The 13,900-nt window shown below is 71.5% G+C and carries 16 protein-coding genes; 5 read left to right on the forward strand and 11 right to left on the reverse strand.

Features of this window, described 5'->3' with window-relative positions; all coding sequences use genetic code 11:
* Window positions 1-79 precede the first annotated feature (79 nt).
* Window positions 80-352, forward strand: coding sequence for a hypothetical protein (locus E5082_RS06790; protein WP_135790365.1), 273 nt, complete (start codon window positions 80-82; stop codon window positions 350-352).
* Here the strand turns inward: E5082_RS06790 and pspAB are convergent.
* From pspAB to E5082_RS06810, 4 genes are all read right to left on the reverse strand, one after another.
* On the reverse strand, window positions 349-945 hold the full coding sequence (gene pspAB / locus E5082_RS06795; RefSeq protein ID WP_135790366.1) for a PspA-associated protein PspAB: 597 nt from the start codon (window positions 943-945) through the stop codon (window positions 349-351). The two genes, E5082_RS06790 and pspAB, sit on opposite strands and share 4 nt — an antisense overlap.
* Window positions 946-948: 3 nt before the next feature.
* The gene (gene htpX / locus E5082_RS06800) at window positions 949-1,869 is read right to left on the reverse strand and encodes a zinc metalloprotease HtpX (protein ID WP_135790367.1); all 921 of its coding nucleotides are present in this window, start codon (window positions 1,867-1,869) and stop codon (window positions 949-951) included.
* A gap of 97 nt (window positions 1,870-1,966) precedes the next feature.
* On the reverse strand, window positions 1,967-2,968 hold the full coding sequence (locus E5082_RS06805; protein WP_373309986.1) for a HEAT repeat domain-containing protein: 1,002 nt from the start codon (window positions 2,966-2,968) through the stop codon (window positions 1,967-1,969).
* A gap of 226 nt (window positions 2,969-3,194) precedes the next feature.
* On the reverse strand, window positions 3,195-3,455 hold the full coding sequence (locus E5082_RS06810; protein WP_135790369.1) for an SCO2583/SCO2584 N-terminal domain-containing protein: 261 nt from the start codon (window positions 3,453-3,455) through the stop codon (window positions 3,195-3,197).
* A gap of 272 nt (window positions 3,456-3,727) precedes the next feature.
* Between E5082_RS06810 and E5082_RS06815 the strand changes: the two genes are divergently transcribed.
* Window positions 3,728-3,988 carry a hypothetical protein gene (locus tag E5082_RS06815; RefSeq protein WP_135790370.1) on the forward strand — a complete coding sequence of 87 codons (261 nt, stop codon included), beginning with the start codon at window positions 3,728-3,730 and terminating at the stop codon, window positions 3,986-3,988.
* 60 nt (window positions 3,989-4,048) lie between these two features.
* Here the strand turns inward: E5082_RS06815 and E5082_RS06820 are convergent, their stop codons facing one another.
* Together E5082_RS06820 and E5082_RS06825 are read right to left on the reverse strand one after the other, a co-directional pair.
* A complete protein-coding gene (locus E5082_RS06820) occupies window positions 4,049-5,152 on the reverse strand; it encodes a sensor histidine kinase (protein ID WP_135790371.1) in 1,104 nt (367 codons plus the stop codon).
* Window positions 5,145-5,819 (reverse strand): response regulator transcription factor, encoded by a 675-nt coding sequence (locus tag E5082_RS06825; RefSeq protein WP_135790372.1) that lies wholly within the window; start codon window positions 5,817-5,819, stop codon window positions 5,145-5,147. Before E5082_RS06825 ends, E5082_RS06820 begins: the two co-directional genes overlap by 8 nt.
* A gap of 90 nt (window positions 5,820-5,909) precedes the next feature.
* Here E5082_RS06825 and E5082_RS06830 point away from each other — a divergent pair, with 90 nt between their 5' ends.
* Entirely contained in the window at window positions 5,910-6,902 is a 993-nt protein-coding gene (locus tag E5082_RS06830; RefSeq protein ID WP_167514013.1) for an endonuclease/exonuclease/phosphatase family protein, read from the forward strand.
* Window positions 6,903-6,965: 63 nt separating this feature from the next.
* Here E5082_RS06830 and glnA read toward each other — a convergent pair whose 3' ends face one another.
* A complete protein-coding gene (gene glnA, locus E5082_RS06835; protein ID WP_030807690.1) occupies window positions 6,966-8,375 on the reverse strand; it encodes a type I glutamate--ammonia ligase in 1,410 nt (469 codons plus the stop codon).
* Window positions 8,376-8,586: 211 nt separating this feature from the next.
* On the opposite strand from glnA, the gene E5082_RS06840 reads away from it, so the two are divergent.
* A complete protein-coding gene (locus E5082_RS06840) occupies window positions 8,587-9,054 on the forward strand; it encodes an RDD family protein (RefSeq protein ID WP_135790374.1) in 468 nt (155 codons plus the stop codon).
* 74 nt (window positions 9,055-9,128) lie between these two features.
* Here the strand turns inward: E5082_RS06840 and E5082_RS06845 are convergent, their stop codons facing one another.
* The 4 genes from E5082_RS06845 to lipB all read right to left on the reverse strand — a co-directional run bounded on the left by E5082_RS06845 (window position 9,129) and on the right by lipB (window position 12,202).
* Complete coding sequence (locus tag E5082_RS06845; protein WP_030807686.1) at window positions 9,129-9,830, reverse strand: DUF4191 domain-containing protein; 702 nt, start codon at window positions 9,828-9,830, stop codon at window positions 9,129-9,131.
* Between the two features lie 62 nt (window positions 9,831-9,892).
* Window positions 9,893-10,090 (reverse strand): SCO2195 family GlnR-regulated protein, encoded by a 198-nt coding sequence (locus E5082_RS06850; RefSeq protein ID WP_130334211.1) that lies wholly within the window; start codon window positions 10,088-10,090, stop codon window positions 9,893-9,895.
* A 230-nt stretch (window positions 10,091-10,320) separates the two neighbouring features.
* A complete protein-coding gene (lipA, locus tag E5082_RS06855) occupies window positions 10,321-11,286 on the reverse strand; it encodes a lipoyl synthase (protein WP_135790375.1) in 966 nt (321 codons plus the stop codon).
* Between the two features lie 121 nt (window positions 11,287-11,407).
* A complete protein-coding gene (gene lipB / locus E5082_RS06860; protein WP_135790376.1) occupies window positions 11,408-12,202 on the reverse strand; it encodes a lipoyl(octanoyl) transferase LipB in 795 nt (264 codons plus the stop codon).
* Between the two features lie 251 nt (window positions 12,203-12,453).
* On the opposite strand from lipB, the gene E5082_RS06865 reads away from it, so the two are divergent.
* On the forward strand, window positions 12,454-13,884 hold the full coding sequence (locus E5082_RS06865; RefSeq protein ID WP_135790377.1) for an NsdA family TPR-like regulatory protein: 1,431 nt from the start codon (window positions 12,454-12,456) through the stop codon (window positions 13,882-13,884).
* The last annotated feature ends 16 nt before the right edge of the window (window positions 13,885-13,900 follow it).

Here is a 13,900-nt window from a genome sequence, read left to right on the forward strand (position 1 = left end):
CTCACAGTAACCGAATCCGGAAAAGGAGATGCACTCACAGTAGCCGCGCCGGTACGTTGAATCGCCAGGAGGTTCCGTCATGAGCGTTCTCATCGTCGCCGCCACTCTCACTCTGGCCGTCCTCGGCATCGGTAACCACCTCTACTGGCTCGCCGCCGTCGCCCTGCTCTGCCTGTACCTCAGGGGCGGCCGTGGCTCGCCACCACCACCCCCGCCGCCCGGAGGGGGCCCGCCCCCGGAGACGTACCGCGCCTACCGCGACCGCCGTGACCGGCAGGCCAAGTGGGAGCGGCGCTACCGCCGGGAGCGTCCCCACGAGGCACGGCGGCAGCAGCGGGAGAAGAGCCGCTAGCCCGTCATCCCCGGCGCGTCCCACAGCGGGAACCACCGGGATGTGTCCTTCTCGATCCGCAGGTCCCCCTCCAGCGCCGACGCCACCTGAAGCTCCAGGGCGTTGTCACGGCGCTGGTGGCCGGGGCGGGTGCACAGCGGGTAGAAGGTGCCTCGCTTGTAGAGGTACACCAGGGCCAGCCGGCGGTCGTCGTCCTGGTCCGCCCGCTCGAAAGCGGCGAGGGAGCACAGCAGTTGGGGGCCGAAACCGTTGGCCTCCAGCGAGCTGTTCACCGCGTGGAGGTCGTTCACCAGCTCGGGGAGCTGCTCGGGGGAGCGGTGGGAGCTGAGCCAGGAGTACCCGTAGTCGTCCTGGGTCAGCTCCACCGGCGGCCCCTCGCGCTCCGCGTCGGCGTCCAGCAGCGCCCGTACCTCCCGGTGCGTCTGCTCGAACGCGGCGCCCTCCACCGTCGCGAAGCACACCGCCCCCGCGCCGGTCGGGGTGAACCCGGCCGCCGCCTGGAGGGTGATCGCCGCCGAGGGCAGCGCGAAGAGCTGATCGAGATCGGGCGCCACCGGCTTCGTACGCCCCAGCAGGATGTCCAGCAGACCCAATGATCAGCCCGTCTTCTCGGGGGCGGCGGCCTCGCCCAGCTCCGCGGAGATCCGGCCCAGCTGGGCGAGCCGCTGCTCCAGGGGCGGGTGGGTGGAGAAGATCCGCTCGATGCCCGGCTCCTTGCCGGTCGCGGGGGTGAAGTAGAACGCGTTGAACGCCTGCGCGGTGCGCAGATCCTTGGTCGGGATACGGGCGATCTCGCCGGACACCTTCGTCAGCGCCGACGCCAGCGCCGAGGGGCGGCCGGTCAGATGCGCGGCCGCGCGGTCGGCGGCCAGCTCGCGGTACCGGGACAGCGCCCGGATCAGCAGGAAGCTGATCGCGTACACGGCCGCCGAGACCCCGATCACCGCGGCGAAGATCGCGGCGGTGTTCTGGTCGCGCCGGCCACCGCCGAAGAGCTGCGAGTAGAACATGAACCGGACGATCAGCCCGGCGATCACGCCCAGGAACGACGCGATCGTGATCACGGCGACGTCCTTGTGCGCCACGTGCGACAGCTCGTGCGCCAGCACACCCTCCAGCTCGGCCGGCTCCAGCCGCCGCAGCAGGCCGGTGGTCACACAGACCACCGCGTGACCGGGGTTCCGGCCGGTGGCGAACGCGTTCGGCATGTCCAGCTCGGACACGGCGATCACCGGCTTCGGCATGTCCGCGATCGCGCACAGCCGGTCCACCACCGCGTGCAGCTCGGGATACTGCTCCCGCTCCACCACATGCCCGCGCATCGCGAACATGGCGATCTTGTCGGAGAACCAGAACTGGGCCACGAACATCACGGCCACCAGCACCGCGACCAGGACCCACGACTTCAGCAGCACGATCAGCGCGGCGACGAACGCCACGTACAGCAGCCCGAGCAGAAACATGGTGACCGTCATCCGCACGGTCAGCCGACGGTCACTGCGAAATCGGCTCCGCATCCCGCATCACCCCATACTCGACCTCTCCCCCGCAGATCCAGTGTGCACCCGGCGTTGCCCATGCCGGTGGCCGCCGGCGGCAAAGGCTTCCCCCGCTTCACCGGCCCACCGCCCCGGCCCGCTCGACCAGCGCCACGACCTCCGGACCCCACCACGCGCGGGGCTCCCGGCGCACGAACCGCCGGACGGCATGGTCGGCCCACGTCCGCAGCCGTACGTCCGCGTCACCGAGCAGCGGCACGGCCGCCCGGAGCCGTACGACATCACCGTGCGCGTCGAGCAGCCGCCACGCCGACACCCGCTCCCAGCGGGGCCGCCCGGCGTCCAGCCGGGACAGCAGCCACTCCTCGGGCAGCGCGCGGGCCGACGGCAGCAGGGCGAGCGTGGCCTCGCCGACCACGCCGGGCGCCGGATCGTCCAGCAGCGGCCGCAGCCGTCGTACGTCCGCCGCGTCGAGCGTCCGCAGTCCGGCCACCGCCCGGGCCCGTACCCCCGGCGCCGGGTGCTCCAGCAGCGCCCACAGCAGCGGCGCGTCCGCCCGCTCACCGCACTCCGCGAGCCCGATCGCGGCGCCGGGCCGCACGTCCGGTTCCGCGCAGCGCGCCCGGTACCAGGGCAGGGGGTCGACGCCGTGCTGCCGTACGACGTACCGCGCGCAGGCCCGCACCAGGGCCGAGCGGTCGGCCAGGAACTCCACGGCCCGCTCCGCGCGCCCGAGCCGCCGCAGCGCGGTCACCCCGGCCGACCTGGCCTGCGGATTCCGGCCGCCGAGCAGGATCTCCACCACCTCCGCACGGGCACCGTCGGCCAGCGCGGCCTCGGCGCACCGACCCTGGATCACCGCGTCCTCGTCCTCGGCGGCGGCGCGGGCCAGCTCCACGGGGGAGAGGCTGCCCTCCTCGACGGCCATGCGGTACGCGAACCTGCGTACCGCGCGGTCGCCGCAGACCAGCAGTGGGACCAGCCGTTCGCGGGGTGCCTGACGGAGTACGCCGTCGAGCAGGCCGAGGGCGTGGTCACCCCAGTACCGGTCGGCGACGCGAAGGATCATCGGGGCGAGGGTCAGCGCCGTCCCGGCGTCGAGGATCTCGGCGAGCACGTCGCGGGCGCGGCTTCGTACCGGCTCGGCCCAGTCGGCGCACCGGACGACGACCAGCGGGAACAGCTCGGGGTGCCCGGCGGCCTCGGCCAGGGCCCGGTACCGGACCCGGCCGTCGCGGTGGCAGAGGGCGCTGAGCGGGGTACGGCGCTCACCCCGCTGCTCCGGCCCCCAGTCGGCCCGCGCCCGCCGGTCCAGCTCCAGCCACTGAGCCGGGTCCCTGCCGTTAATAGGGCGACCTCATCTGCGCCCACCCCAGCAGCACGATCACCGCGGCCACGCACCCCAGGACCACCACCGTCGACACCCATGAGCTTCGGCGGGAGCCGCGGACCGGGGTCGGGTCGGCGCGGAAGGGCAGCGGGGCCGGGGGATTCTCCTTCCAGCGGGCCGCCAGCATGCGGGCCCGGGCGGAGGGCTCCTTGTGTTCGGCGGAGTCCGCCCATCCGATGTCGAACTCCCGCTGCCAGTCGTCCTGCTCGGCCATGTCACGCAACCCTTCCCGGAGACGGGGTCCATGATCCCCCGAGAGTAGGAAGCGCGAGCGGCGGAAAAGGTTGCACCCTTTCCGGCTCCGGATGCCGACCGAGAGGTGCTCACCTAGCATCGGGAGAGTGCCCAGAGCGGGACGCGCTGCAGCGTCGTCCCGGCCGACCGAAGGCGGCCAGCCCACCGACCGCGCGGACTCCCACACCGAGTGCGCGGCCATCCGAACCGTGCAGTGTCGCATTGCACGCGGGGTGGAAGGAAGGTACGTCCATGAATGCACACCGCGCCAAGCGCCTCGTCGCGGCATCCGCCGCCGGTCTCCTCCTGGCAGCAGGCGGAGCCATCGCCACCACCGGCACGGCCTCGGCCACCACGGCCCAGGTGCCGACCAATCGCGGCTGCGGCTGGTGGGGCAACTGCGGTTACGGCGGCTACGGCTACGGTTACGGTCCCGGCTACGGCTTCAACAACGGCTTCGGCCCCGGGTACGGCTACAACAACGGCGGCGTCGTGGTGATCGTCGTCCCCTGACGATCACGACAGAGTGACAGCAGAGGGCCGCCACCCCGGCCGGGGTGGCGGCCCTCCTCGTCATCCGGTGCCGCTCACCGGCAGTTCCACCGTGATCCGGAGCCCGCCCGAGGGGCGCGGGGTGAGCGTCAGGGTGCCGTCGTGCGCGTGGGCGATGGTCTTCACGATCGCCAGGCCGAGCCCGGCCCCCATGTGGTCGGTGTGCACACGCTCGGTACCGCGCCGGAACGGCTCGGTGAGCGTCGCGGCCAGCTCGGGGGAGAGGTGCTCGCCGGTGTTCTCCACGGTGAGCGTCACGGCGTCGGGGCGGACGGCCGTACGGACCCACACCCGGCCCCGACCAGGCACGTTGTGCACGATCGCATTGTGTACGAGGTTCATGGTGAGCTGGAGCAGCAGCGCCGCCGAGCCCGCCGTGGGTGCGATCCCGCCCGAGTTCTCGATGGTGATGCCGTGCTTCTCGGCAAGCGGCAGCAGCGTCTCCGTGGCCTCCTCCGCCAGCAGGGACAGGTCGACGTCCTCCCGCTCGAAGGACCCCTGCTCGGCCCGGCTGACCAGGAGCAGCGCCTCGGTGAGGTCGATCGCGCGGGCGTTGACGGCGTGGAGGCGGTCGAGGAGCTCGGCGGTGTCGCGCTCCGGGTCGGTGCGGGCCACGTCCAGCAGGGCCTTGGAGATCGCCAGCGGGGTGCGCAGCTCGTGCGAGGCGTTGGCCGCGAAGCGCCGCTGCCCGGCCACGTGCGCGTCGAGCCGGGCCAGCATCGTGTCGAAGGCGTCGGCCAGTTCGCGGAACTCGTCCCTCCGTCCCGGCAGCCGGATGCGGTGAGAGAGAGAACCGTCCGCGGCCTTGCGGGTCGCCTCCGTGACGCGGCTCAGCGGCGCGAGCATGCGGCCCGCCAGGAACCACCCGCCGACCAGACCGAAGACCAGCAGGAACGCCAGTACCCCGGCCGCGCGGGGCGCGAAGACGCGTAGCAGGTTGGACCGGACCGGGAAGACGTCGTACCTGACCGGCGTGCCCGAGGGCACGATGAGCGCCCGCTCGGGCACGTACCGCAGCAGGAACAGCCATACCGCGGCGAGCAGCAGGGCGCCCGCGAGCATGAGGAAGCCCGCGTAGCTGAGGGTGAGCCGGAGGCGGACGCTCGGCCCCGGCGCCCTAACCACGCCCGCTCCCGGCGTCGATGCGGTACCCGACCCCCGGCACGGTGGCGATGAGCCAGGGCTCGCCGAGCCGCTTGCGCAGGGCGGAGACGGTGATACGTACGGCGTTGGTGAACGGGTCGGCGTTCGCGTCCCACGCCCGCTCCAGGAGTTCCTCCGCGCCGACCACCCCGCCCTCGGCGGCGACCAGCACCTCCAGCACCGCGAACTGCTTCCTGGTCAGCGCGACATGGCGCCCGTCCCGCTGGACCTCCCTGCGGAACGGGTCGAGCCGCAGCCCCGCGATCTCCCGTACGGGCGGCCGGTGATGGGCCCGCCTGCGGTCCAGCGCCCTCAGCCTGAGCACGAGTTCGCGCAGGTCGAAGGGCTTGGTGAGGTAGTCGTCGGCGCCGAGCCCGAAGCCGGACGCCTTGTCGTCCAGCCGGTCGGCCGCGGTGAGCATGAGGATCGGCATCCCGCTGCCGGAGGCGACGATCCGCCGCGCGACCTCGTCGCCGGAGGGGCCGGGGACGTCCCGGTCGAGCACGGCGATGTCGTACGCGTTGATCCCCAGCAGCTCCAGCGCGGTGTCCCCGTCGCCCGCGATGTCCGCCGCGATCGCTTCCAGGCGCAGCCCGTCCCGGACGGCCTCCGCCAGATAGGGCTCGTCCTCGACGATCAGCACACGCATGCCGTCGAGGCTACGAGGTGGTACGTATCGTCCGCGTATCGGAAACCGCATACGCCCCCGCAACACCGGGCCCTCTTGGCTGGGCGCATGATGCGAAACGCGCTCCGCGCCTGTGCCCGCCCGGAGCCCTGGAAGCGCGGCCCGGTGCTGACGGCGCTGGCGCTGCTGCTCGGCCTGCTCCTGCTGCTGCACGCGACGATCACGGATCACGCGGGCCTGGGAAGCCTGATGGAGAACGTCCTGCCGTGGCTCGGCGTATTCGTCCCGGTCCTCCTGGCCGCCGCATGCCGGCGCCGCTCCCTCTCCGCCGTGACCGCGCTCCTGCTGCCGGCCGTGGTCTGGACGACCCTCTTCGGCGGCCTGCTCCACGACAAGTCCCGCCCGGGCGGCGACCTCACCGTGGCCACCCACAACGTCGGCGCCACCAACCCGGACCCGACCGCCGCCGCCCACACCCTGGCCGCCTCCGGCGCCGACCTCCTGGCCTTGGAGGAACTGACCCCGCAGACAGCCCCGTCGTACGAGAAAGCGCTGGTGTCGACGTACCCGTACCACGCGATCCTCGGCACCGTCGGCCTCTGGAGCAAGCTCCCCCTGTCGGCCGCCCACCCCATCGACATCGTGAACTACGGCCCGCTGGCCGCCACCAAGTCGGCCGCCGCGAAGCTCCCCGGGAACCGGGCCCTGCACACCACGGTCACCACCCCGGACGGTCCCGTGGCGGTCTACGTGGCCCACCTCGGCTCCGTCCGCCTCATGCCCCGCACCGGCTTCTGGACCGCCAGCCGCGACATCGGCGCCGCCGCCCTGACGAAGGCCGTCACCGCCGACCCCAGTCCCCGGCTCCTCCTCCTGGCCGACCTGAACGGCACCTGGGACGACCGCGCCTTCAACGGTCTCCGCGCCCACCTGAACTCGACCCAGCGAACCTCCGGCACCGGCTTCGGCTTCACCTGGCCGGCCACCTTCCCGATGGCCCGCATCGACCAGATCCTGTACCGGGGGCTGGAGGCCAACCGTTCCTGGACCCTCCCCGGCACGGGAAGCGACCACCTGCCGATTGCGGCGACGCTGACCTGGTGAAACAGAACCGCCCCCGCCTCCACGAAGGAGACGGGGGCAGCGCCTGGGTTCAGGCAGCGGCGATCACACGTCGTAGTACAGCTCGAACTCGTGCGGGTGCGGACGCAGCTGCAGCGGGGCGATCTCGTTGGTCCGCTTGTAGTCGATCCACGTCTCGATCAGGTCCGGGGTGAAGACGTCGCCCTGGAGGAGGAAGTCGTGGTCGGCCTCGAGGCGGTCGAGGACGGCCGGGAGGGAGGTGGGGACCTGGGCGACGCCCGCGTGCTCCTCGGGGGCCAGCTCGTAGAGGTCCTTGTCGATCGGCTCGGCCGGCTCGATCTTGTTCTTGATGCCGTCCAGGCCCGCCAGGAGCAGCGCGGAGAAGGCGAGGTACGGGTTGCCGGAGGAGTCCGGGGCGCGGAACTCGACGCGCTTGGCCTTCGGGTTGGAGCCCGTGATCGGGATACGCATCGCCGCGGAGCGGTTGCGCTGCGAGTACACCAGGTTGATCGGCGCCTCGAAGCCCGGCACCAGACGGTGGTAGGAGTTCACCGTCGGGTTGGTGAAGGCCAGCAGCGACGGCGCGTGCTTCAGGATGCCGCCGATGTAGTAGCGCGCCATGTCCGACAGGCCCGCGTAACCGGCCTCGTCGTAGAAGAGCGGGGCGCCGCCCGACCACAGCGACTGGTGGACGTGCATGCCCGAGCCGTTGTCGCCGAAGATCGGCTTCGGCATGAAGGTCGCGGTCTTGCCGTTGCGCCAGGCCACGTTCTTCACGATGTACTTGAAGAGCTGGAGGTCGTCCGCGGCGGCGAGCAGCGTGTTGAACTTGTAGTTGATCTCGGCCTGGCCGGCCGTGCCCACCTCGTGGTGCTGGCGCTCGACCTTGAGGCCGGCCTTGTCCAGCTCCAGGGAGATCTCGGCACGCAGGTCGGCGAAGTGGTCGACCGGCGGGACCGGGAAGTAGCCGCCCTTGTAGCGGACCTTGTAACCCCGGTTGTCCTCGAGCGCCCCGGTGTTCCAGGCACCCGCCTCGGAGTCGATGTGGTAGAACGCCTCGTTCTCGGCGGTCTTGAAGCGCACGCTGTCGAACACGTAGAACTCGGCCTCGGGGCCGAAGAACGCGGTGTCGGCGATGCCGGTGGACGCGAGGTACGCCTCCGCCTTCTTCGCCACGTTGCGCGGGTCACGGGAGTACTGCTCGCCCGTGATCGGGTCGTGGATGAAGAAGTTGATGTTCAGCGTCTTGTCGCGGCGGAAGGGGTCCACGCGGGACGTCGACAGGTCCGCGCGGAGCGCCATGTCGGACTCGTGGATGGCCTGGAAGCCGCGGATCGACGAGCCGTCGAACGCCAGCTCCTCGTCCGGGTCGAACGCCTCGACGGGCACGGTGAAGTGCTGCATGACGCCCGGCAGGTCGCAGAACCTGACGTCGACGAACTTGACGTCCTCGTCCGCGATGAACTTCTTGGCCTCGTCGGCGTTCTGGAACATCCAGCTCCTCCTACTCCCGACCGTTCCCGCCGGGGTGGTAGATCGTCTCGTGCGGCCAGTGCGGTGGCACACGCTGGTCCCGACCCTAGGGACGGGTGATTTCTCGGGCGTGACTCGTTTGTTTCGCAGAAGTTAACCAGCCACTCTTACACCGTAGCTCCGACACACCCCTGCGCGTACTGCCCGAAAGCGGGCGCAGTACCGTGGTCGGGTGGACAACAGGGAAGTGATGGGGTCGTGGCTCTCCGGGCCCAGGGCGGCCATGGAAGAAGCGGGCGCCGACTTCGGGTACCGGGGCGAGCAGCTCGGCCTGCCGGAGACCGGACCGAACTCGATCGCCCGTCCGGGTCGCCGGCTCGGCGCGCTCGCCGTGGACTGGGGGCTGTGCGTGCTGATCGCATACGGCCTGATCACCCACGGCAACTCCCCGGCCACCAGCAACTGGGCCCTGCTCGTCTTCTTCGCGATGAGCGCGCTCACCGTGGGCACCCTCGGCTCCACGCCGGGCAAGCGCCTGTTCGGGCTGCGCGTGGTCGCCCTGGAGACCGGCACCGTCAGCCCGCTGCGCGCTTTGCTGCGCACCTTCCTGCTCTGCCTGGCCGTCCCCGCGCTGGTCTGGGACCGCGACGGCCGCGGTCTGCACGACCGGCTCGCCAGGACCGTCGAGGTCAGGATCTAGCGGCGTCGGACATGAGAAGACATGAGAAGGGGCGCCCGGAGACTCTCCGGGCGCCCCTTCTCATGTCGTAGGAACTAGCGGCCCCTGCCGCCGCCCTTCGGCATCCGCATGCCCTTCGGCATCGGACCCTTGGGAAGCGGCATGTTGCTCATCAGGTCGCCCAGCGCCCGCAGCCGGTCGTTGGTGGCGGTCACCTGGGGGCCGGTCAGCACCCGCGGATACTTCAGCATGGTCGTCCGCAGCTTCTTCAGCGGGACCTGGCCCTCACCGTCACCGACGATGACGTCGTGCACCGGCACGTCCGCGACGATGCGGTTCATCTTCTTCTTCTCGGCCGCAAGCAGGCTCTTCACCCGGTTCGGGTTGCCCTCGGCCACCAGCACGATGCCGGCCTTGCCGACCGCGCGGTGCACCACGTCCTGGCTGCGGTTCATCGCCACCGCGGGGGTGGTCGCCCAGCCCCGGCCGATGTTGTCCAGTACCGCGGCGGCCGCACCCGGCTGGCCCTCCATCTGCCCGAACGCGGCCCGCTCGGCCCGGCGCCCGAACACGATCGCCGTCGCCAGCAGACCGAGCAGCAGACCCAGGATGCCGCCGTAGACGGGGTGCCCGATCAGGAAGCCGATCACGAGGAGGACGGCGAAAATGCCGAGCCCGACAGCCGCGAGTACAAGACCGATCGTCTTGTCGGCCTTGCGGGTCATCTTGTACGTGAGGGCGATCTGCTTCAGTCGCCCTGCGCTCGCGGCGTCCGCCGCGGTTTCCTTCCTCGCCATGCTCACGAGTCTACGTGGCCGCGGGAGCACTCTCGACGGCGGTGCCCGGCGTAGGGCGGGGGTTACGGACGGGTGGCGGCGCGGTCCAGGAACTGCTGCGCCTCGACCCGGTCCTTGGCGCGGCGACGGTCCTCCAGGACGGAGGTCCAGGCGTTGCGGCGGGCGGTGCGCTGGCCGCCCTGAAGCAGCAGCGTCTCGACCGCGCGGAGGGCGACGGCGAAGGACGGGATGGCGGTGGCGCGGACGGGTGCGGCCTGCATGATCGAGGTCCCCCCTCGGTACGGGTGGTGTACGGGGCGTGATTCCAGGGTCACTGTTCGGTGTTACCAGTGCGTGACCGACCGGTCAAACGGTGGTGAAGCCTCGGCTCGGGTTCCGTACACGCCGACGCGGCCCCGCCATGCGCCCTCATCAGCGAGGACGGACGGGACCGCGTCGACTCGGCCATTACTGGCCAGTAGGAACTTGTGCGTGATTTCACACGACTTGCTCACACCGCCTGGGCGGCGATGTAGTCACCACGCTTCTCGATCGCCATCTGGTAAAGGCGCCCGGCGCGGTAGGAGGAGCGGACCAGCGGGCCCGACATCACACCGGAGAAGCCGATCCGCTCGGCCTCCTCCTTCAGCTCCACGAACTCCTGCGGCTTGACCCAGCGCTCGACGGGGTGGTGGCGCACGGAGGGACGCAGGTACTGGGTGATGGTGACCAGCTCGCAGCCGGCGTCGTGGAGCTGCTGGAGCGCCTCCACGACCTCCTCGCGGGTCTCGCCCATGCCCAGGATCAGGTTGGACTTGGTGACCAGGCCGAAGTCGCGGGCCTCGGTGATGACCTTCAGCGAGCGCTCGTAGCGGAAGCCGGGACGGATGCGCTTGAAGATGCGCGGGACCGTCTCGACGTTGTGCGCGAAGACCTCGGGGCGGGACTCGAACACCTCGGCGAGCTGCTCGGGCACCGCGTTGAAGTCGGGGGCCAGCAGTTCGACCTTGGTGCGGCCGGCCTCGCGGCCCGCGGTCTGGGCGTGGATCTGGCGCACGGTCTCGGCGTACAGCCAGGCGCCGCCGTCCTCCAGGTCGTCGCGGGCGACGCCGGTGATCGTGGCGTAGTTGAGGTCCATGGTGACCACGGACTCGCCCACGCGGCGCGGCTCGTCCCGGTCCAGGGCCTCGGGCTTGCCGGTGTCGATCTGGCAGAAGTCGCAGCGCCGGGTGCACTGGTCGCCACCGATGAGGAAGGTCGCCTCGCGGTCCTCCCAGCACTCGTAGATGTTCGGGCAGCCGGCCTCCTGGCACACGGTGTGCAGGCCCTCGCTCTTCACGAGGTTCTGCATCTTGGTGTACTCGGGGCCCATTTTCGCCCGCGTCTTGATCCACTCGGGCTTGCGCTCGATGGGGGTCTGGCTGTTACGGACCTCCAGGCGCAGCATCTTGCGTCCGTCGGGTGCGACTGCGGACACGACCGGCTCCCTGCTTGTTGCGAAGTAAGTCTTCGATTCTTCGGCGTACACCAGGGTACGCCCGTGTTCATGGGGTCCTACCGGGGGCGAAAACCTCGCGGACGCAGGCCGCATTCCCGGATCAGACCGCGGCGGGCTTCTCGATCACCCTGGGGGCGAGGACGGCCTCGGCCATGACCTCGCGCAAGTGGCGTTCGACCACGGGCACGACCTCCTCGATCGTGATGTCCCGGCCCAGCTCGTTCGCGAGCGAGGCGACACCGGCGTCGCGGATGCCGCACGGGATGATGCGGTCGAACCAGCGGTTGTCGGGGTTCACGTTGAGGGCGAAGCCGTGCATGGTGACGCCCTTGGCCACGCGGATGCCGATCGCGGCGATCTTGCGGTCCTCGCGGCGCTGGCCCGCGTTGGAGGGGGCGTACTCCGGGCCGTTCATCCGGGGGTCGAACTCCTCGTCGGCGATCCGGGGATCGAAGTCGAGGGAGAGACCGCCGAGACGCTGCTCGACCGGGTCGCCCAGCACCCAGACGCCGCTGCGGCCCTCGACGCGGGTGGTCTCAAGCCCGTACTCCGCGCAGGCGCGGATCAGGGCCTCCTCCAGGCGCCGGACATGGGCGATGACGTCCACGGGGCGGGGGAGCTTCTGGATCGGGTAGCCGACGAGCTGGCCCGGACCGTGCCAGGTGATCTTGCCGCCGCGGTCCACGTCGATCACGGGGGTGCCGTCCAGCGGGCGCTCGCTCGGGTCGGTGCGGCGGCCGGCCGTGTACACCGGGGGGTGTTCCAGCAGCAGCACGGTGTCGGGGATCTCGTCGGCGAACCGGGCGGCGTGCACCCGGCGCTGCTCGTCCCACGCCTCCTGGTAGTCGACGGCGTCCGCGCCGAACCCCATGTGGACGAACCGCAAGTCACTCACGGCAAGCGCCTCCCTAAGCCGGGCACCCCTCGTCGGGTCTGTCAGGCGCGTACGGCGCCCACGCCACTGTACGTCCGGGCGGGTGACGTCAGCCGCGCGGGTAATCCTCACACGATCGGATGAATGTACGGGGAACTGTGCGACCACTTGTTCACTCTCCGCTACATTCGCGCCGTTCGTGAGGCCAAAAGGGCTGTTCACAGCCCGTCCCGGCACCTCAGTGGCCTGTCAGGCAGGAGACCGCACCGCACATGACGGACCGACCCGCGCAGCGCACCCCCAACCGCCAGCTCGCCGCGCTCATCGCAGAGGCGGGGTTCTCCAACGCGGGTCTGGCCCGTCGCGTCGATCAGCTCGGCCTGGAACACGGGCTGGACCTCAGATACGACAAGACCTCCGTCACCCGCTGGCTGCGCGGCCAGCAGCCGCGCGGGACCACTCCCGCGCTGATCGCCGAGGTCTTCACCCGCCGCCTCGGCCGCCGGCTCACCGCCCAGGACCTCGGGCTGGACGCGTGCGCGCCGGTGTACGCCGGGCTGGAGTTCGCGGGCACGCCCGAGGAGGCCGTCGACATCGTCAGCGGGCTGTGGCGCAAGGACTCGGGCAGCCATGCCGAGCTGCGCAAGATCGCCTTCACGCCGGCGGGGCTGGTCGTGCCCAGCCGGGACTGGCTGATCGGCAAGGCCGACGACCGGGTGGCGCGCGACCCTGCCGTCCGGGTACCGGCGCAGGCCGGGCCCGCCCGCGCCCCCGCACCCCCCGCCGAGCGCCCCTCCGGGCACCGGGTGACCGGCGGGGACCTCGCCGCGCTGCGCTCGGTGGGGGAGCTGTTCCGGGCGCTGGACGACCAGTACGGCGGCGGGCACGCCCGGCAGGCGCTCGTGCGCTACCTGGAGCACGAGTGCGAGCCGATGCTGCGCGGCAGCTACTCCGAGCAGACCGGCCGCAGGCTGTTCGGCGCGGCCGCCGACCTCACCCGGCTCGCCGGCTGGACCTCCTACGACATCGCCGCGCACGGGCTCGCCCAGCGGTACTTCGTGCAGGCCCTGCGGCTCGCCCAGGCGGCCGGGGACCGCGCCTACGGCTCGTACGTGCTGGTCACCATGAGCCGCCAGGCCGTCTACCTCGGGCACGGGCGGGAGGCGGTGCAGCTGGCGCGGGTAGCCCAGCAGGGGGTCGGGACCGGCGCGGCGCCCGTCGTGCAGGCCCTGCTGCACGCGGCGGAGGCGCGGGCGCACGCCGTCCTCGGTGAGACGCGGGCGTGCACCGGCGCGCTGGTACGCGCCGAACGCTCTCTGGAGACGGCCCGGCCCGGCGACGACGTGCCGCACTGGGCGCGCTTCTTCGACGAGGCCCAGCTCGCCGACGAGCTCGGCCACTGCCACCGGGACCTCCACCAGTTCCGGGCGGCCGCCCAGCACGCCGAGCGCTCGCTCCGGCTGCGCTCCGCCGCGCACGCCCGCAGCCGGCTCTTCTCCCGCGTCGTCCTGGCGACCGCCCGGCTGGGCCTCGGCGACCTCGACCAGGCCTGCACCCTCGCCGCCGAGGCCGCCGCCCAGGCCGCCGACATGCGCTCGGTCCGCGCGGTGGAGTACATCCGCGACTTCGAACGCCGCCTGGAGCCCTACCGCGACGCGGCCCCGGCCCGCGGGTACCGGGAGCGGGTTGCGGCGCTGGGGTAGCGACAGAGGGGGCGTC

The sequence above is a fragment of the Streptomyces griseoluteus genome, from assembly GCF_004784465.1.
GTDB classification, from domain to species: domain Bacteria; phylum Actinomycetota; class Actinomycetes; order Streptomycetales; family Streptomycetaceae; genus Streptomyces; species Streptomyces griseoluteus.